We start from the raw sequence: 16,332 nt of genomic DNA on the forward strand, positions 1-16,332 counted from the left end.
GCGCGGATGCCCACGCACGACGCGACGGCCGCGCGCACGCGGCGGCTGGCCGCCCGTGCCCGCGCCACCCTCGACGGCCTCGAACACCTCGTCGGCGGCATGGGCACCGCCGCGCTGGCACTGATCGTCCTGGCCGGGATGCTCGGCGTCGCGGTCGCCTGCCTGTCCGGAGTGGGCCTGCGCCTGCTGCCCTTCGCCCTGCGCTGCCTGCGGGTGGTCGCCGGCAGGGAGCGGGCGCGGCTGTCCCGCTGGGGCCCGCAGCTCGTCGAGCCCGATCCGGTGCCCGGCGAGTGGCGGGCCGCCATCGGGCAACCCGCCGCCCGACGCGAGCTGGCCTGGATGTCGCTGCACGCCACGCTCGGCCTGCTGTACGGGCTGCTCGGCCTGACGCTGCCGTTCGCCGCCGTGCGCGACCTGCTCTACCCGCTGTACTGGTGGCTGCTGCCTGCCGTCGAAACGGCCGACATGGGCCTGGGGTGGCGCACCGACACCTGGCCGGGCGCGATCGCCGTCAGCCCGCTGAGCCTGGCCTGGCTCGCCCTCGCCCTGCTCTTCATCCCGGGCCTGGCCCAGATGCAGGCCTGGCCGGGGCGCCGGTTCCTGTCCGCCGGCCCCGGCACCGATCTGGCCCTGCGTGTCGCCCAGCTCACCGCCACCCGGGCGGCGGCCCTGGACGCGCACGCCATCGAGCTGCGCAGGATCGAGCGCTCGCTGCACGACGGCGCCCAGAACCGGCTCGTGGCCGTCAGCGTCCTGCTGGGCGCGGCCCGCCGCGCGGTCACCCGCGACCCGGCCACCGCCGACGAGCTGCTCGAACGCGCCCAGAACGCCGCCGAGCAGGCGCTGGCCGAGCTGCGCGCGGTGGTGCGCGGCATCCTGCCCCCGGTGCTGGCCGAGCGCAGCCTGGCGGGCGCGCTGAGCGGGCTGGCCGCCGCCTGCCCGGTACCCTGCCGGATCGACGCCGAGGTGCCGGGCAGGTTCCCGGCGTCCGTCGAGGCCACCGCCTACCACGTGGTGGCCGAGGCGCTCACCAACGTCGCCAGGCACAGCCGGGCGAGCCGGGCCGTCGTGACCGTCCGGGGGGCCGGCGACCGGCTGCGCATCCAGGTCACCGACGACGGCCGCGGCGGCGCGGCCGAGGACGGCGGCACCGGGCTGGGCGGCATCCGGCGCAGGGCCGAAGCGCACGACGGCACGTTCGAGCTGGTCAGCCCGCCGGGCGGGCCGACGACCCTGATGGTGAGCCTGCCATGCGGATTGTGATCGCCGAGGACGACCCGCTGCTGCGCGAGGGCCTCGCGCTGCTGCTGCGCGCGGAGGGGCTGGACGTGGTGGCCACCGCCTCCGACGCCGCCGGTTTCCTCGACGCCGTGGACGCGTACGGGCCGGACGTCGCCATCGTGGACGTCCGCATGCCGCCCGGCCACACCGACGAGGGCATCCGGGCGGCCGTCGAGGCCAGGCGGCGGCTGCCGGAGCTGGCCGTGCTGGTGCTGTCGGCGTACGTCGAGCAGGCGTTCGCCACCGACCTGCTCGCCCACGGCAGCGCCCGCCTGGGTTACCTGCTCAAGGAGCGGGTCGGGCGGGTCCAGGAGTTCCTGGCCGCGCTGCACCGCGTGGCCGGCGGCGGCACGGCCATCGACCCGGAGGTGGTCGCGCAGCTCCTGACCAGGAGCCGCCCCGACGACCGCCTCGACCGGCTCAGCCCGCGCGAGCGCGACGTGCTGGCCCTGATGGCCGAGGGCCTGGGCAACTCGGCCATCGCCGAGCGGCTCTTCGTCACCGGCGGGGCCGTGCACAAGCACATCAGGAGCATCTTCGCCAAGCTCGACCTGCAACCCGCCGACGGTACCGACCGGCGGGTCGCGGCCGTGCTGCGCTACCTCGAACGCGCCTGACCCGTCACGCGCCCAGGTCGCGGACGATGTTGTCCAGCCGGACGGCCAGGTCGTCGAGCATCTGGTCCGTCGGCGCGTCGTCCGGGAGCTGGGCCATCACCTCGTCACGCCGGGCGATCACCAGGCCCTTGTGTGCGTCGTCCACCTCGGCGGCGGGCAGGACGACGCAGTCTCCCCGGACGAAGACCAGCGTGGCGTCCGGGTGCTGGGAGCCCAGCAACTGGCGGACACATTCCCTGTCTATCAACGACATCGCGGACATCGGAGCTCCTCGCTCTCATGCTTCCCCAGCAGGCCGTTTACCCTCGTGGAAGGGGTGAAACCTCAGCCGAAGGTCGGCGGGCCGCCGTTCGAGCGGGACCGCCGCACGCCGAACGCGACCAGGTAGACGGCGGCGGCCAGCGCCACCACGGCAGCCGGGACGGCCAGCGCCGGCCGGCCGGAGAGCAGCGCCAGCACGGCCAGCACCACCCCGGCGAGCAGCGCCAGACCGGCCCCCAGCAGGCGCAGGCCCAGCCGGTTCGGTGGCGGCGGCTCCTGCGCCCACTGCCCGTGGCCGGCGCCGTGCACGCCCGGCACGCCGGTGTCGCTCACCTCGCCGTCGGCGGGAGGCGGCTCCCGCAGCACGGGGGCGAAGAACTCGTCGTCGTCACGGTGTTTCATCTGCTCGCCTCCAGCTCTCTCAGGAACGGGGTGACCACGGCGTTCAGCTCGTCCACCAGCGCTTCGAGCGCGGCCTGGGCGTCGTCGAGGTTGGGCAGCCCGGACGTGCGCGCCCTGGTGGGGGTGGGCAGCCGGTCGACCGGCAGCGGCACGCGCAGCTCCAGCGTGGTCAGCGCGGTCGGCCGCTCGTACGGCGGCGCCGCGTACGTGCCCTCGTCCCCGCCCTGCCGCTGCCACTGAGCCCACCCGTCAGGCAGCCGGACCGGCGCGGGAGCGGCCAGCTCCACCACGGCCAGCATGCCCGGCGCCTCCTCCGGCCGGTGGCAGGTGGCGTCCAGCACGCGGGGGTGGCGGCGCACGTACGGAGGGTCGGCCACCGGCCGGTTGGCCACCTCCCAGGCGCCCAGCGCGAAGTGCAGGGGATCCAGCGTGACACCCTCCGCGGCCGGCTCGCCCGCCCCGGCGGCGAACGCGTGCCGCCAGGTGCGCAAGTGCTCGCCGTAGTGCTCCTGCGTGCCGACGCGCGTGGCGTCGATCCAGAACGCCTGCGTCCCGGTGCCGGGCATGGCCTTCCCCCGAACCTCGCTCGAATGCCGTCGTCCGCTGCCCTTCTGCCCCGTGGCCGCAGGGTGTCACGTCTTCCGCTCTGACCTGCGAAAACACCGGCCCACGCCACCACGTCCAGTTCGCGGATTATTACGGAGAGTAATCGTATGGTGTGCTCAGTGGCCCCAGTGGCCCCTCAGCAAGCGAGAGGATCGAGCATGGCGCAGGAACCGAGAATCGACGTCGAGACCAGGGCCTCGGGCGTCGAGAGCAGCCTGACCTCCGAGCAGATCGAGCGGATCGCCGACGCGCTCGGGCAGCAAGGGGTCTGGTTCGCCGCCCCGCCGGAGCGCGAGGGCGAGACCCGCCCCGCCGACCAGATCTGGGACCTGGTCGGCGACCGCCCGCACCAGGGCCAGACGGCCACCGGCCGGGCGGCCGTGCACCTGGCCGAGGGGCACGACGACCTGACCAGGCCGCTGATCCTGGCCGACGGCTTCAACTACGGGCCGAGCGACCTGGACGCGCTGTGGCGCCACTTCAACAAGCCGTACCAGAAGGGGACGCCCGGCTTCCTCGACCAGCTCAGGTCGATGGGCATCGACGTCGTGCTGCTGGGCTTCGACCAGCGGCACATCGCGATCCAGGCCAACGCCGCCGTGGCGGTCACCGCCGTGCTGCGCGCCATCGAGGAGCGGCGGGGCGACGACCCGCTGGTCGTGGGCGGGGCCAGCATGGGCGGCATCGTCACCCGGTACGCGCTGGCGCGCATGGAGAGCGATCGCGTCGACCACCAGACCGACAAGTACTTCTCCTTCGACTCGCCGCACCTCGGCGCCTGGATCCCGCTGGTGCTCCAGCAGCTCGCGTACCTGCACGAGTCGCTGGCGCCGCGCTCGGGCGGGCCGGGGCAGGCCGAGCTGATCCGCAGCCCGGCCGCGCAGCAGCTCCTGTGGGGCTGGGTGGACAGCGCCGACTACTCCGGCCCGGTGACCACCTCCAGCGCGCTGCGCCAGGAGTTCCTGGAGGACCTGCGCAGGGTGGGCTGGTTCCCGATGCGCCCGTACAAGCTGGGCCTGGCCAACGGCACCGGCAACGGCACGGGGCCCGACCTGCCGCCCGGCACGCCGGTCTTCGACCTGCAGCACGAGGCGCTGCAGCTCACGGCCCGGATCCAGCCGGACGGCGGGGAGCTGCAGAACATCGGCACCGTACGCTTCGGCGCCCCGGTGTGGACGAGCGCCACCTCGCACGTGCGCGCGTTCGACGGGGCGCCCGGCGGCACGCTGGACTCGTGGGGCCGGCTCGCCGACGCGGCCGGGCTGCCGATCCAGGACCGCTTCAGGGCCAGCGCGTTCGTTCCGGCGGTCAGCGCGATCGCGCTGGCCAGGGACCCGTTCCAGTGGCAGTCGGATCTGTACCTGGACCTCGGTGACCTGCCGAAGGACGAGACGTTCCTGGACGCGTTCTGCTGCGACGCGACCAACACCGAGCACGCCTCGGTGTCGCGCCCGCTGATCGAGTGGTTCCTGGAGCAGCTCGCCGGTTGGTGATCCACGCATGAGAATGCCGGCTCGCGGATCGCGAGCCGGCATTCGCCGCTTCTAGCGGATGCCCCGGTGCACGCACAGGAGCTGGTCGTGGGTGGCGTTCTTGTCGCGGTAGGCGATGATCGCCGGGGCCTCGGCGCTGTAGTGGTGGGGCAGCCGCTGGTCGGCGGTCCAGCCGGAGCCGTTGAAGCTGCTCCACCACAGGCTCTGGTCGGCGGAGCCGCGGTGCACGCAGTACAGCCGGTCCTTGTAGACGGTCAGGGCCGGGCCTTCGGTGGTGTGGTGGGCGGGCAGCTTCTGGTCCGGGCTCCAGGTGGAGCCGTCCCAGCGGGTCCACCACAGCGCCGAGTCGCCGCCCGCGCCGCGGTGCACGCAGTAGAGGTGGCCGCGGTAGACGGCCAGCGCCGGGTCGGCAGCGCTGAAGTGCTGCGGCAGCCGCTCGTCGGGGCTCCAGGTGGAGCCGTCCCAGCGGGTCCACCACAGCGCCTGGTCGCTGCCCGCGCCGCGGTGCACGCAGAAGAGCTGCCCGTCGTAGGCGGCCAGCGCCGGGGCCGTCTCGCTGAAGTGCTGCGGGAAGCGCTGGTCGGAGCTCCAGTACGAGCCGTCCCAGCGCGCCCACCACAGCGCCGTGTCGCCGCGGCTGCCCCGGTGTACGCAGTAGAGCCGGCCGTCGTAGGCGGCCAGCGCCGGGGCCGACTCGCTGAAGTGCCGGGGGAGCATCTGGTCGTCGCTCCAGCCCTCCTCGGCGTCGTAGCACGTCCACCACAGGCTGGAGTCGCCGCCGGCGCCGCGGTGGGCGAGGAAGAGCCGGTCCTGGAACTCGGCCAGGGCCGGGCCCGACACGCTGAAGTGGTCGACGAACCGCTGGTCCGGGCTCCAGCCGTCGCCCGGCTCGTGGACCGCCCAGTACAGGCTCGTGTCGCCGCCGCTCTGGCGGGCCGGGACGAGCATGCCGGGGGCGGTCCACGGCGAGGCCAGCCTGACCCCGTACGGCCGGGCGATCGAGGCGATCCACTCGGCCTTGGCGCGCACCGAGCGCTCGATGACCGGGACCAGCCAGGAGCCCAGCACCGCGCCCGCGATCTCCCCGACGAGCTGCGGGATCTCGGCCGCCAGCAGCGCGGCCGACTCGTTGAGGTGGATCTCGTAACCCCACCACCTGGCGACCGGCCAGACGTCGGCACCCATGGTGCGCAGCTCCCGCTGGATGCCGCGGACGCGTTCCTGCTCCTTGGAGGAAAGCTCGGCGATCTGGCGCTCGCTCTCCCTGCGGGCGTCCAGCGCCCCGGAGTCCTCCAGCAGCTCGGTCTCGACGGCCACGTCAACGGCGGCCGAGGCCACCGGGTCGTCCTGGGCGTGCAGCAGCGCGGCCTCGGTATCGAGTACGTTCTCTTCCGCCCCGTTGACCCTTATCCTCGCGGCCTGCGTCTCATCGGTCATTTTCAGCCCCCTGGCGTGATGGATGCGCGAACTTCGCCATCGTAACCAGGCGTACTGATACGACTACTCTACGGCTGTATTGCTCCGGGTAAAGACCACCCTCGGCCCGGGCTCCCCCAGCCCGGGCCGCCACCTCATGGACCGGGACCAGGAGGAGCCTCGCGGCCGCTGTGCCCGCTACCTTTCGATGTCCACGGTGAACGCCTCGAAGATCGCTTCGCCGGTGCCGTCCCCCGCGGCGAAGAGGCCGAGCACGGCCCCCACCCATCGGCCCTGCGTGGCCTGGAAGGGCGCGCCGATCTCCCTGCCGTCGGCCAGGAACGTGACCAGCGCGCCCGCGCCGATCCGGGCGCCGATCGTGACGGCGCCGTCCTCCTCGACCGGGACCGGCTCCGCGTCGCCGCAGACCAGGACCAGCTTGCCGTCCGCGGTGCGCTCCAGGCCGACGGACGCGGCGGTGTCCCCCACCACGGCCAGCCCCGCCCGGCCCTGGCCCGCCAGCGTGAGCGTGACGGTGACCGTGCAGGGCACGCCGGGCAGCCGCTGCCCCAGCACCGACGGCCGCTCGCGCAGGTCGTCGGGCCCCGGCACGCAGGCCAGCCGGAGCGTGCCGTCCCGCAGCTCCCACCAGGAGGGGTCGGGGTTGGCCTGCCAGCTCCACTGCAGCCCCAGCTCCGGTCCGGCGAAGTCGTCGGACGTCGCGGGCGCGGCCGGCTCGCCGCCGGGCACCGGCACCCGGAACCCGGCCACGGGCTCGCCGCCGTCGCCCATGGCCGGCCAGCCGTCCTCGCCCCACGTCATGGGCTGCAGGTGCACGACCCGGCCGTAGGGACCGCGGTCCTGGAAGTGCATGAACCAGTGCTCGCCGGACGGGGTGTCCACCCAGCCGCCCTGGTGCGGGCCGTTGACGTCGGTGCGGCCCTGCTCCAGCACGATGCGGTCCTCGTACGGACCGAAGATCGACTCCGCGCGGAACACCGACTGCCAGCCCTGCTCGACGCCCCCGGCGGGAGCGAAGATCCAGTACGCGCCGTCGTGCCGGTAGAGCTTGGGCCCTTCCAGCGTCCGGTATCCGGGCAGCAGGTCACCGTCGATGACCAGCGTGCCCTCGTCCAGCACCGCGCTGCCGTCGGGCGCCATGCGGTGCAGGGTGAGCCGGTTGTTGACGCCCGCGCGGCTCCTGGCCCAGGCGTGCACCAGGTACGCCTGCCCGTCCTCGTCCCACAGCGGGCACGGGTCGATCAGCCCGAGCCCCGGCTTGGCCACGTGCGGCGCGGTCCACGGGCCGCGCGGGTCCTCCGCGCTCACCCAGCAGATGCCCATGTCGGGGTCGCCGAAGAAGATCCAGAACCGGCCGTCGTGGTGGCGCAGCGAGGGCGCCCACACGCCGCAGCCGGGCCGCACGTCGTCGTAGCCGCGGGTGTAGGCGTGGCCGATGATCGTCCAGTTGACCAGGTCGCGCGAGTGCAGGATCGGCAGCCCCGGCACCTTGGTGAAGGTGGAGACGGTCAGGTAGAAGTCGTCGCCGACGCGGATGACGTCGGGGTCGGACCAGTCGGCGTCGAGCACCGGGTTGCGGTAGGTCTGAGAGGTCATCCCTTCACCGCCCCGGCGGACATCCCCTGGACGAGGTAACGCTGGATGAAGGCGAAGACGACGACGCGCAGTGCGGCGGCGAGGGCGCCGATGTTGTAGGACAGGCCCACGGGCACGGTGAATCTCTCCTGGTCGTTGATGAACATGAGGGCGAAAAGGCAGTTGTTCCAGCTCGGGATGAAGGCGAACGAGCCGACCGTGGCCAGCGCGGGCCTGCAATCGGTTGCAGGAAACGTTGCGTGAGCACGAACGCGACGTCAATGGCGCGTGAACCCCACAGGAGCCACTATCAGGGCAAACGTCGAAATTTCGAAATTTTCGGTGGCTTGGCCTGGCCTTATGCCCGCCCTTCGGAGCAGAGTGGGAGGCATGACAGCTCCGGACACTCCCGCCCCGCTGCCGAAACTGGCGGTGATCGCGCGCGAGGCCGGGGTTTCGGTTGCAACCGTTTCCAAGGCGTTGAACGGCCGATCCGGCGTCTCGCAGCACACCAGACGCCTGGTCGCGGAGGTGCTGGAGCGGCGCGGCTACCCGCGCCAGCGGGTCCGGCCCACGCGGGGCAGCATGGTGGACGTCATGCTGCAGGGGCTCGACTCGCCGTACGCGCTGGCCATCCTCGGCGGCGTGGAGGACGCGGCCTGGCGGCTCGGCGTGGACCTGATCGTCTCCGCCGTGGTCGGCCGGACCAAGAACGGCCAGCCGCCACCGGCCTGGCTGGACCGGATCGGCGCGCGGGACAGCGCGGGCGTGCTGCTGGTGCGCACGTCGCCGACCGCCACGCAGCGGGCCTGGCTGGCCGACCACGGCATCCCCGCGGTGATCGTCGACCCGCGGCGCAAGCCGCCGGCCGGGCTCTCGGTCGTGGCCGCGGCCAACCGCGACGGCGCCCGCGAGGCCACCGAGCACCTGATCGGCCTCGGCCACGAGCGCATCGCGATCGTGACGGGCCGCCCCGGCGTGCCGTGCGCGATCGATCGGCTGGCCGGCTACCGGGAGGCCATGGCCGCGGCCGGGCTGAGGATCGACCCGCGCTGGGAGGTGTGCGGCTGCTTCCAGCGCGAGGGCGGCCTGGCCGCCACCCGCGAGCTGCTCTCCGCCGAGCTTCCCACGGCCATCTTCACCTGCTCGGACGCGATGGCGGTCGGGGTCTACCAGGCGCTGGGCGAGCACGGCCTGCGGGTGCCCGACGACGTGAGCGTGGTGGGCTTCGACGACTCGTGGGCCGCCGCGCACGTCACGCCGGCGCTCACGACGGTCCGCCAGCCCTGGCCCGACCTGGGCTCCGCCGCCCTGGACGCGCTGCTGTCCGGCGCGGCGCCGCAGCGGGTCGAGCTGCCCACCACGCTCGTGGTGCGCTCCAGCACCGCGCCGCGATGAGAGTTTCGCGCCGCACCACGGGTTCTCCGCGTCTGCGAATGAACATCGGGCACTGAGCACCGGGCACTGGGCACTGAGCACTGGGCACCGGGTGCGCCGCCCGGACACCCCGCCCGGGACGATCTTCCGGCGTACGCTGCTCGCATCCCCCTCCGCTCCCCGGGAAGGCGCGAACCGATGACCGACCGCCCGCTCGACCTCGACACCAGCGTCCCCAGCCCCGCCCGCATCTACGACCTGTGGCTCGGCGGCCACGACCACTACGAGATCGACCGCGTCGTCAGCGAGCAGATCCTCGCCGCCGTCCCCGACCTGCCGGTGCTGGCGCGGGCCAACAGGGAGTTCCTCGGCCGCGCCGTGCGCCACCTGGCCGGAGAGGCGGGTGTCCGCCAGTTCCTCGATGTCGGCACCGGCATCCCGACCGCGGACAACACCCACCAGGTGGCCCAGTCGGTGGCCCCGGACAGCCGCGTGGTGTACGTCGACAACGACCCGACGGTCCTGGCCCACGCCCGCGAGCTGCTGCGCGCGGCGCCGGCGGGCACGACCGTCTTCGTGGAGGGCGACCTCCGCGACCCTGGCAAGATCCTCGCCTCCGCCGCCGAGCTGCTCGACTTCGACCGCCCGATCGGCCTGACCCTCCTCGGCGTCGTCGACTTCGTCCCCGGCACCGGCGCCGCCCGCACGATCATCCGGGACCTGATGTCCCCCATGGCCCCCGGCAGCCATCTCGTCCTCTCCCACGGGCTCGCGGGCAAGCAGCTCGAAGAGGGGGTGCGGCACTGGAACGAGAGCGGCGGCAGCCCGATGACGCTGCGCACGCTGGAGGAGGTCACCTCCTTCTTCGACGGGCTGGAGCTGCTGGAGCCGGGCGTGGTGCCGCTGCCGCGCTGGCGGCCCGTGCCCGAGACCCTCTACACCGACAGGGAGGCCGTCTACTACGCGGGCGTCGGCCGCAAGCCCTGAACCGGTCCCGTTCGCCGTGTGCCCTCAGCGCCCGGGCGGGCTCACGTAGTGGTACAGCAGGGCCGGCTCGCCGTCCGCGTTCAGCCAGGTGGCGCGGGTGCTGCCGACCCTGCGCCAGCCCGAGCGCTCGTAGAACCTGATGGCGGCCCGCCCCTCCGACGAGACCTCCAGCTTGAGCGGCAGCGGGGTGGCGGCGCGGGCCGTGTCGAGCAGCCGGGGGGCCACGCCGCGTCCCCGGGCGGCGGGGGTGACGAACAGGCGGCTGAGCTCCAGGTCACGGGTGAGTGCCACGTGGCCGAGCACCGCGCCCGCCTCCACCGCGATCCAGGCCGTGGTCATGCCGCCGGGGGTCAGCCAGGCGCCCGGGTCGTCCGGCCAGTGCACGGGGTAGCGGTCGGCGGCCTGGACCTCGGCCAGGGCTTCGACGCAGGCGGCCAGGTCGTCCGGGGTTCTGGTGCGGATGTCCACGAGGAGCAAGCGTAGGAGGTGGGCCGGGGCGGCGCCGCCGGCCCACCCTCCCCGCAGGCTACTCGCGGCCGTCGTGGCGGCGGTCGTCGCGCTCCTCTTCTCGGACGTCCTGGGGGCGACAAGCCCACCTCCACCGGCAGCTCACAGACATTTCACAGGCCGCCCTTCATCAAACACTCATGCAGGCAGGCCATCGTCACGACCATGCACACGACCAGCGCGAACTTCAGGTCCGAGCCCGCGCGCCGACCCGACGGCAGCTCGATCAACATCCTCGTCGTGGATGACGAGCCGTCGCTGACCGAGCTGCTGTCCATGGTCATGCGCCAGGAGTCCTGGGACGTCCGCTGCGCGCACAACGGCGGCCAGGCCATCAGAGCGGCCCGCGGGTTCCGGCCCGACGCGATCGTCCTGGACGTCATGCTGCCCGACATGGACGGGATCGCGCTCCTGCCCCGGCTGCGTGCCGTGCTGCCGGGCGTGCCGGTCCTCTTCCTGACCGCGAAGGACTCGGTGCGGGACCGGCTGATCGGCCTGCGCGCGGGCGCCGACGACTACGTCACCAAGCCGTTCAGCCTGGAGGAGGTCGTCATCAGGCTGCGCGGCCTGCTGCGCCGCACGGGCGCGGCGGGGACGCGGCCCGACGCCGGGCTGGTGGTCGGCGACCTCACGCTGGATCAGGAGACCCACGAGGTACGGCGGGCGGGCAAGGAGATCCGGCTCACGCCGACCGAGTTCGAGCTGCTGCGCTTCCTCATGCACCATCCGGGACGGGTGCTCAGCAAGGCGCGGATCCTCGACCGGGTGTGGGCCTACGACTTCGGCGGCCAGAGCAACGTGGTCGAGCTGTACATCTCCTACCTGCGGCGCAAGATCGACACCCAGCGCAAGCCGATGATCCACACCGTGCGCGGGGTGGGATTCACGGTCCGGCCGGCCGGATGACGAGGTCGCTCGAGACCAAGCCGGTGGTCTCCTCGATAGCGCCGCTGGCCGTCGTCTCGGCCGTCATCGCCACCGTGACGACGCTGTTCCTCAACGCCGGCCATCGTGTCGGCGGCGGCGGGCGGGTCGAGGTGACCGGCGTGCCGGGGACCACGGTGTTCACGCCGCACCCGCCCGCCTCACGCGAGCAGGTCGCGCCTGGCGAATCCGGCGCCGCCGGCGACCACGAGCCCGGCGGCCACCAGGGCGAACGCGGCGGGGGCCACGAGACCGGGTGAGAGCGAGGGGTGGCCGTACCCGAAGGGGGTGAGCAGGAACGCCGCCGAGCCGATCGTCCCGGCCTCCCACAGGGCGACGCAGAGCGCCGAGGCCACCACCACGGCCCAGGCCACGGGGGCGGCGGCGCGGGGGCGCAGGCCGTACGCGGCGATCGCGACGCCCGCGACGGCCCAGGCCGCCGGCGCGAAGAGCAGGGCGGTGCCGATCTGGGCGAGCACCACGCCGGGCAGGCCGGTACCGAGCGCGTCACCCACGCCCGCGCCGCCGCCGAGCGCATGGCCCGAACCCGTGCCGCCGCCGAGTGCATGGGCCGCGCCCGTGCCGGTGCCGACGACCAGCAGCATGGCGGCGGGCGTGGCCAGGCCGAGCAGCAGGTGGCCGGACAACCAGCGCGTCCTGCCGGTGGCGGTCGCCAGCAGGGCCGACGCCCGGCCGCGGGTCTCCTCGCCGAGCGGGCGCAGCGCCCCGGCCACGGCCAGGCACGCGATGACCAGGCAGAACACGTACGTGAAGATCTCCAGCAGGGTCTCGCCCGTCAGCGTGCCGACCTCGAACGAGGCCGACACCCACCCCACCCCCACCGAGACCACGGCCAGCGCCGCCGTCCAGGAGACCGTCTGGCTCCCGTACAGCCGCCACGCCAGCCCGATCGTGCCGCGCGGCGCGGGCCGCACGGGCGCCGGCCGCTCGGGCAGCAGGCCCGCGCCCAGGTCGCGGCGGGCGGAGACGGCGAACGCGACGAGGGTGAGCACGGCCGCGGCCGCGAGGGGGATCAGGAGCACCCACCACCGCTCGTCCCCGTAGGACCGCGCGACCCGCGGCCACCCCGCGGGCAGGTAGGCCACCACGTCCTCGGGCAGCATCACGCCCGGAACCAGCCCCGCCACCAGCACCCCCACCCCGCCGGCCCGGGCGAGCGGCGCGCTCTGGCAGAGCTGCGCGGCGAGCAGCCCGCAGGCGGCGAAGGCGGTCGCGCCCGCCCCTGTCACCAGCCCGAACAGCAGGGACCCGCCCGCCGGGTACCCGAACCCGGCACCCAGCACGACAGCCTGCAGCGCGGCGACGGTCAGGTTCACGGCGGCGATCACGATGGCGACGGCGGTGACGGCGGCGTGCCTGCCGACCGCGCCCGCGGCGACGAGCTCCCTGCGGCCCGCGTCCTCCTCGGCGCGGGTGTGCCTGATCGCGAACAGCAGCCCGGCGAGCCCGCCGATGAGCAGGCTCTGCACGCTCGACCGCCAGGCGACCACGGCCTCGATGGAGGTGCCGTGGACGTCGCCGAGCAGCGCGATCGTGATGGGGTTGGCGTTCGCGGCCTCGATGAAGGCCAGCCGCTGAGCTTCGGTGGGCAGCAGGGCGGCGAGGGAGAAGGCGTTGAACGCCGGCACCCCGACGGCCACCGCGACCCAGGCCGCGATCAGCAGCCGGTCGCGGCGCAGGACGAGCCGCGCGATCGTGCCGGTGTTCACGGGGTCACCGCTTCGCGGTAGTGCCGCAGGAACAGCTCCTCCAGCGTGGCCGGCCGCGCCGTGATGTCCAGCAGCCCGTACGCGGTCAGCCGGGTGAGCGCCTCGCCGGCCCGCCCGCTGTCCACGCGGAAGCTCACCTCGGTGCCGTGCGCCTCCAGCCCGTGCACGCCGTCCAGGTGGTCCAGGGGCCGTTCCAGGCGGGCGGTGATCGAGGTCCAGGAGAGATGCCGCAGCTCGGCCAGGGTGCCCGACTCGACGACGCGCCCCTGCCGTACGATGCTCACCCGGTCGCACAGGGCCTCCACCTCGGCCAGCACGTGGCTGGACAGCAGGATCGCGGCCCCCTCGGCGCGCCGCTCGGCCACGCAGCGGCGGAACTCGTCCTCCATCAGCGGGTCGAGGCCGGAGGTGGGCTCGTCCAGCAGGAGCAGCTCGGCCTGCGCCGCGAGCGCGGCGATCAGCGCCACCTTCTGCCGGTTCCCCTTGGAGTAGGTGCGCGCCTTCTTGCCCGGGTCCAGCGCGAAGCGTTCGACCAGTTCCTCGCGGCGCCGCGCGTCCACCCGGCCGTGCAGCCGCCCGAGCAGGTCGATGGTCTCGCCGCCGGTCAGCTCGTCCCACAGCGTGACGTCGCCGGGGACGTAGGCCAGGCGGCGGTGCAGGCGTACGGCGTCGTGCCAGGGATGGCCGCCCAGCAGCCGCACCTCGCCGGCGTCGGCCCGCAGCAGGCCCAGCAGGACGCGCAGCGTGGTCGTCTTCCCCGCGCCGTTGGGGCCGAGGAAACCGTGGATCTCCCCGGCTTTCACCCGCAGGTCGAGCCCGTCCAGTGCCCGGGTCCGGCCGTACGACTTCACGAGGCCGGACACCGAGATGACAGCATCCATGGCTCGCACGCTACGGAAAACTTGCAGCCCTGTAAATATGCAGTTGATGCAATATTATCGGCCTCATGTCGTTGCGCGAGCGGAAGAAGCAGCAGACCCGGCAGGCGCTCCTGGACGCCGCCGGGCGGCTGTTCGACGAGCAGGGCTACGAGGCGACCACCGTCGACCAGATCGCGGCGGCGGCGGGAGTGTCCACGCGCACGTTCTTCACCTACTTCCGGCACAAGGCGGACGTGCTCCACACCAACAGCGACGAGCGCCTGGACGCCGGGGTCGCGGTGATCCACTCCGCCCGGCCAGGCGAGAGCCCGGCCGAGCTGCTGGCCAGGGCCTTCGACGAGATGCTGGCCGAGAGCTGGACGATGGGGCTCACGGCGGGGCTGGTCGGGCAGACGGTCGAGCTGCCCGTCTTCTCGCCCCGGGCCTCGATCGACCGCTCGAACACCCGGATGGAGCGGCTGGCCGCCGCACTCGTCAGCGCCTGCGGGATCCCGCGGATGACCGCGTACGCGATGGTGGGGGCCGCGATCGGCGCCGTCAGCGGAACGGCGGCCGTCTCGATGAACGAGGGCAGGCCCGACGAGGAGACGCTCGCCCTCACCTCCCGCGCCTGCCGCCAGGCCCTGGCGGGCTTTCGCTAGATCGGATCTAGCGGCCCGTCTAGCGCCTCCTGGATGAAGGGGGTGGGCACCATGACGGACCAGCCGTTGAACGTCACAGTGATCATCGGCAGCACCCGGGCGGGCCGCGTCTGCGACACGGTCGGCGCGTGGTTCGCCGAGCGGGCACGCCTGCGCGACGACCTCGCCGTCGAGGTGCTCGACCTGGCCGCGTACGCCTTCCCGGCCTGCTACCCGGAGGAGGCCACGCCGTCCATGCGGCGCTTCACCGGCACCGTCTCCGGCGCGGACGCCTTCGTCGTGGTGACCCCCGAGTACAACCGCAGCTTCCCCGCCTCGCTCAAGCAGGCGATCGACTACGCCTATGACGAGTGGCAGGCCAAGCCGGTCGGCATCGTCGCCTACGGCTCGGGCTCCCGCGGCCACTACGCCGTCGAGCAGCTCCGTACGGTCTTCACCGCCCTGCACGCCGTCACCATGCGCGACTGGGTGGGGCTCGACCTGCTCGCCGCGAGCATCGACGAGAGCTGCCGCCCCCTCGACACCGACGACCGCCTGCGCGCCATCGCGGCCATGCTCGACCAGCTCACCTGGTGGGGCCGCGCGCTGCGCGCGGGACGTCGCGACCAGCCTTACGTCTCGTGAAGGGATCACTCATGCCAGAACCGGCCATCCAGACCTCCGGCCTGGTCAAGGTCTTCGGCGACACGCGCGCCGTGGACGGCCTCGACCTGTCCGTGCCGGCCGGCGCCGTGTACGGCGTGCTCGGGCCCAACGGCGCCGGCAAGACGACCGCCGTGCGGATGCTGGCCACGCTGCTGCGGCCCGACGGCGGCGAGGCGACCGTGTTCGGGCACGACGTGGTGCGCGAGGCCGACGCCGTCCGCTCCCGGGTCAGCCTGACCGGCCAGTACGCCTCCGTGGACGAGGAGATGACCGGCTCGGAGAACCTGATCCTGCTGGCCCGCCTCCTCGGCCACCGCAAGCCTGCCGCGCGGGAGCGGGCGGCGGAGCTGCTGGAGGCGTTCGGCCTGACGGAGGCGGCGGGGCGGCAGGTCAAGACGTACTCCGGGGGCATGCGGCGGCGCATCGACATCGCGGCCAGCATCCTCAACACGCCCGACCTGCTCTTCCTCGACGAGCCCACGACCGGCCTCGACCCGCGCAGCCGCAACCAGGTCTGGGACATCGTGCGCATCGTCGTCGCCCACGGCACCACGGTGCTGCTGACCACGCAGTACCTGGAGGAGGCCGACCGGCTGGCGCAACGCATCGCGGTCATCGACCACGGCAGGGTCATCGCCGAGGGCACCCCGGGCGAGCTGAAGTCGTCGGTCGGCTCCGGCTCGATCCACGTCCGGTTGCGCGACGCCGCCGAGCGCCCCGAGGCCGAGCGGCTGCTCACCGAAGCCCTCGACACGCCCGTCTACCTGGAGGCGGACCCGGTGGCGCTCACCGCCCGCATCAACGGCCCCGGCGACGAGGCCGCCCAGGCCGCCCGCGCGCTGGGCCGCCTGGCCTCGGCCGGCATCGTCGTCGACGACTTCTCCCTCGGCCAGCCCAGCCTGGACGAGGTCTTCCTCGCCCTCACCGACCACCCCGCCACCACCGCCGCGGATGAGGCAGCGGCATGA

Annotated in this window: 19 protein-coding genes; 10 read left to right on the forward strand and 9 right to left on the reverse strand. The window is 73.6% G+C overall.

Features of this window, described 5'->3' with window-relative positions:
• Window positions 1-6 precede the first annotated feature (6 nt).
• Together ACBJ32_RS34990 and ACBJ32_RS34995 are read left to right on the forward strand one after the other, a co-directional pair.
• Entirely contained in the window at window positions 7-1,263 is a 1,257-nt protein-coding gene (locus ACBJ32_RS34990; protein ID WP_375130391.1) for a sensor domain-containing protein, read from the forward strand.
• Window positions 1,251-1,898, forward strand: a complete 648-nt coding sequence (locus tag ACBJ32_RS34995; RefSeq protein ID WP_375130392.1) for a response regulator — start codon at window positions 1,251-1,253, stop codon at window positions 1,896-1,898. The genes ACBJ32_RS34990 and ACBJ32_RS34995 overlap by 13 nt, the downstream gene beginning before the upstream one ends.
• Before the next feature lie 4 nt (window positions 1,899-1,902).
• On the opposite strand, the gene ACBJ32_RS35000 is transcribed toward ACBJ32_RS34995, so the two are convergent.
• The 3 genes from ACBJ32_RS35000 to ACBJ32_RS35010 form a co-directional block, all read right to left on the reverse strand.
• Window positions 1,903-2,151 carry a hypothetical protein gene (locus tag ACBJ32_RS35000; RefSeq protein WP_357882106.1) on the reverse strand — a complete coding sequence of 83 codons (249 nt, stop codon included), beginning with the start codon at window positions 2,149-2,151 and terminating at the stop codon, window positions 1,903-1,905.
• 71 nt (window positions 2,152-2,222) lie between these two features.
• Window positions 2,223-2,561, reverse strand: coding sequence for a hypothetical protein (locus ACBJ32_RS35005; RefSeq protein WP_375130393.1), 339 nt, complete (start codon window positions 2,559-2,561; stop codon window positions 2,223-2,225).
• Window positions 2,558-3,127, reverse strand: a complete 570-nt coding sequence (locus ACBJ32_RS35010; RefSeq protein WP_375130394.1) for a hypothetical protein — start codon at window positions 3,125-3,127, stop codon at window positions 2,558-2,560. Before ACBJ32_RS35010 ends, ACBJ32_RS35005 begins: the two co-directional genes overlap by 4 nt.
• Window positions 3,128-3,325: 198 nt before the next feature.
• On the opposite strand from ACBJ32_RS35010, the gene ACBJ32_RS35015 reads away from it, so the two are divergent.
• Window positions 3,326-4,660, forward strand: coding sequence for a hypothetical protein (locus ACBJ32_RS35015; RefSeq protein WP_375130395.1), 1,335 nt, complete (start codon window positions 3,326-3,328; stop codon window positions 4,658-4,660).
• Between the two features lie 51 nt (window positions 4,661-4,711).
• Here the strand turns inward: ACBJ32_RS35015 and ACBJ32_RS35020 are convergent, their stop codons facing one another.
• From ACBJ32_RS35020 to ACBJ32_RS35030, 3 genes are all read right to left on the reverse strand, one after another.
• The gene (locus ACBJ32_RS35020; protein WP_357882121.1) at window positions 4,712-6,097 is read right to left on the reverse strand and encodes a hypothetical protein; all 1,386 of its coding nucleotides are present in this window, start codon (window positions 6,095-6,097) and stop codon (window positions 4,712-4,714) included.
• 177 nt (window positions 6,098-6,274) lie between these two features.
• Window positions 6,275-7,693, reverse strand: coding sequence for a glycoside hydrolase 43 family protein (locus tag ACBJ32_RS35025; RefSeq protein WP_375130396.1), 1,419 nt, complete (start codon window positions 7,691-7,693; stop codon window positions 6,275-6,277).
• Window positions 7,690-7,839: a hypothetical protein gene (locus tag ACBJ32_RS35030; RefSeq protein ID WP_375130397.1), complete on the reverse strand. Its 150-nt coding sequence runs from the start codon at window positions 7,837-7,839 to the stop codon at window positions 7,690-7,692. The genes ACBJ32_RS35025 and ACBJ32_RS35030 overlap by 4 nt, the downstream gene beginning before the upstream one ends.
• Window positions 7,840-8,062: 223 nt before the next feature.
• Here ACBJ32_RS35030 and ACBJ32_RS35035 point away from each other — a divergent pair, with 223 nt between their 5' ends.
• Both ACBJ32_RS35035 and ACBJ32_RS35040 read left to right on the forward strand, forming a co-directional pair.
• On the forward strand, window positions 8,063-9,070 hold the full coding sequence (locus ACBJ32_RS35035) for a LacI family DNA-binding transcriptional regulator (protein WP_357882130.1): 1,008 nt from the start codon (window positions 8,063-8,065) through the stop codon (window positions 9,068-9,070).
• A 177-nt stretch (window positions 9,071-9,247) separates the two neighbouring features.
• The gene (locus ACBJ32_RS35040; protein WP_375130398.1) at window positions 9,248-10,036 is read left to right on the forward strand and encodes an SAM-dependent methyltransferase; all 789 of its coding nucleotides are present in this window, start codon (window positions 9,248-9,250) and stop codon (window positions 10,034-10,036) included.
• 24 nt (window positions 10,037-10,060) lie between these two features.
• Here the strand turns inward: ACBJ32_RS35040 and ACBJ32_RS35045 are convergent, their stop codons facing one another.
• On the reverse strand, window positions 10,061-10,504 hold the full coding sequence (locus tag ACBJ32_RS35045) for a GNAT family N-acetyltransferase (RefSeq protein WP_375130399.1): 444 nt from the start codon (window positions 10,502-10,504) through the stop codon (window positions 10,061-10,063).
• A gap of 204 nt (window positions 10,505-10,708) precedes the next feature.
• Here ACBJ32_RS35045 and ACBJ32_RS35050 point away from each other — a divergent pair, with 204 nt between their 5' ends.
• Window positions 10,709-11,449, forward strand: coding sequence for a response regulator transcription factor (locus tag ACBJ32_RS35050; RefSeq protein ID WP_375130400.1), 741 nt, complete (start codon window positions 10,709-10,711; stop codon window positions 11,447-11,449).
• Window positions 11,446-11,727, forward strand: coding sequence for a hypothetical protein (locus ACBJ32_RS35055; RefSeq protein WP_375130401.1), 282 nt, complete (start codon window positions 11,446-11,448; stop codon window positions 11,725-11,727). The genes ACBJ32_RS35050 and ACBJ32_RS35055 overlap by 4 nt, the downstream gene beginning before the upstream one ends.
• Here ACBJ32_RS35055 and ACBJ32_RS35060 read toward each other — a convergent pair.
• Entirely contained in the window at window positions 11,629-13,197 is a 1,569-nt protein-coding gene (locus ACBJ32_RS35060) for a hypothetical protein (protein ID WP_375130402.1), read from the reverse strand. The genes ACBJ32_RS35055 and ACBJ32_RS35060 overlap by 99 nt on opposite strands.
• Complete coding sequence (locus ACBJ32_RS35065; RefSeq protein ID WP_375130403.1) at window positions 13,194-14,078, reverse strand: ABC transporter ATP-binding protein; 885 nt, start codon at window positions 14,076-14,078, stop codon at window positions 13,194-13,196. The genes ACBJ32_RS35060 and ACBJ32_RS35065 overlap by 4 nt, the downstream gene beginning before the upstream one ends.
• Before the next feature lie 65 nt (window positions 14,079-14,143).
• On the opposite strand from ACBJ32_RS35065, the gene ACBJ32_RS35070 reads away from it, so the two are divergent.
• Genes ACBJ32_RS35070 through ACBJ32_RS35080 form a run of 3 tightly spaced genes read left to right on the forward strand, consistent with a single transcriptional unit; the run spans window position 14,144 to window position 16,332 of the window.
• A complete protein-coding gene (locus ACBJ32_RS35070) occupies window positions 14,144-14,719 on the forward strand; it encodes a TetR/AcrR family transcriptional regulator (RefSeq protein WP_375130404.1) in 576 nt (191 codons plus the stop codon).
• Between the two features lie 51 nt (window positions 14,720-14,770).
• Window positions 14,771-15,343 (forward strand): NADPH-dependent FMN reductase, encoded by a 573-nt coding sequence (locus tag ACBJ32_RS35075; protein WP_375130405.1) that lies wholly within the window; start codon window positions 14,771-14,773, stop codon window positions 15,341-15,343.
• 11 nt (window positions 15,344-15,354) lie between these two features.
• Window positions 15,355-16,332 (forward strand): ATP-binding cassette domain-containing protein, encoded by a 978-nt coding sequence (locus ACBJ32_RS35080; RefSeq protein ID WP_357882160.1) that lies wholly within the window; start codon window positions 15,355-15,357, stop codon window positions 16,330-16,332.

Source organism: Nonomuraea sp. GTA35, from assembly GCF_041950525.1.
GTDB lineage: Bacteria > Actinomycetota > Actinomycetes > Streptosporangiales > Streptosporangiaceae > Nonomuraea.

Bases quoted from the DNA above. Each gene is read 5' to 3' on its own strand.
- ACBJ32_RS35050 (WP_375130400.1), top strand. From the start codon at position 10,709: ATGCACACGACCAGCGCGAACTTCAGGTCCGAGCCCGCGCGCCGACCC.
- ACBJ32_RS35070 (WP_375130404.1), top strand. From the start codon at position 14,144: ATGTCGTTGCGCGAGCGGAAGAAGCAGCAGACCCGGCAGGCGCTCCTG.
- ACBJ32_RS35065 (WP_375130403.1), bottom strand. From the start codon at position 14,078: ATGGATGCTGTCATCTCGGTGTCCGGCCTCGTGAAGTCGTACGGCCGG.
- ACBJ32_RS34990 (WP_375130391.1), top strand. From the start codon at position 7: ATGCCCACGCACGACGCGACGGCCGCGCGCACGCGGCGGCTGGCCGCC.
- ACBJ32_RS35040 (WP_375130398.1), top strand. From the start codon at position 9,248: ATGACCGACCGCCCGCTCGACCTCGACACCAGCGTCCCCAGCCCCGCC.
- ACBJ32_RS35030 (WP_375130397.1), bottom strand. From the start codon at position 7,839: ATGTTCATCAACGACCAGGAGAGATTCACCGTGCCCGTGGGCCTGTCC.
- ACBJ32_RS35025 (WP_375130396.1), bottom strand. From the start codon at position 7,693: ATGACCTCTCAGACCTACCGCAACCCGGTGCTCGACGCCGACTGGTCC.
- ACBJ32_RS35080 (WP_357882160.1), top strand. From the start codon at position 15,355: ATGCCAGAACCGGCCATCCAGACCTCCGGCCTGGTCAAGGTCTTCGGC.
- ACBJ32_RS35015 (WP_375130395.1), top strand. From the start codon at position 3,326: ATGGCGCAGGAACCGAGAATCGACGTCGAGACCAGGGCCTCGGGCGTC.
- ACBJ32_RS35055 (WP_375130401.1), top strand. From the start codon at position 11,446: ATGACGAGGTCGCTCGAGACCAAGCCGGTGGTCTCCTCGATAGCGCCG.
- ACBJ32_RS35075 (WP_375130405.1), top strand. From the start codon at position 14,771: ATGACGGACCAGCCGTTGAACGTCACAGTGATCATCGGCAGCACCCGG.
- ACBJ32_RS35020 (WP_357882121.1), bottom strand. From the start codon at position 6,097: ATGACCGATGAGACGCAGGCCGCGAGGATAAGGGTCAACGGGGCGGAA.
- ACBJ32_RS35035 (WP_357882130.1), top strand. From the start codon at position 8,063: ATGACAGCTCCGGACACTCCCGCCCCGCTGCCGAAACTGGCGGTGATC.
- ACBJ32_RS35010 (WP_375130394.1), bottom strand. From the start codon at position 3,127: ATGCCCGGCACCGGGACGCAGGCGTTCTGGATCGACGCCACGCGCGTC.
- ACBJ32_RS35005 (WP_375130393.1), bottom strand. From the start codon at position 2,561: ATGAAACACCGTGACGACGACGAGTTCTTCGCCCCCGTGCTGCGGGAG.
- ACBJ32_RS35000 (WP_357882106.1), bottom strand. From the start codon at position 2,151: ATGTCGTTGATAGACAGGGAATGTGTCCGCCAGTTGCTGGGCTCCCAG.
- ACBJ32_RS34995 (WP_375130392.1), top strand. From the start codon at position 1,251: ATGCGGATTGTGATCGCCGAGGACGACCCGCTGCTGCGCGAGGGCCTC.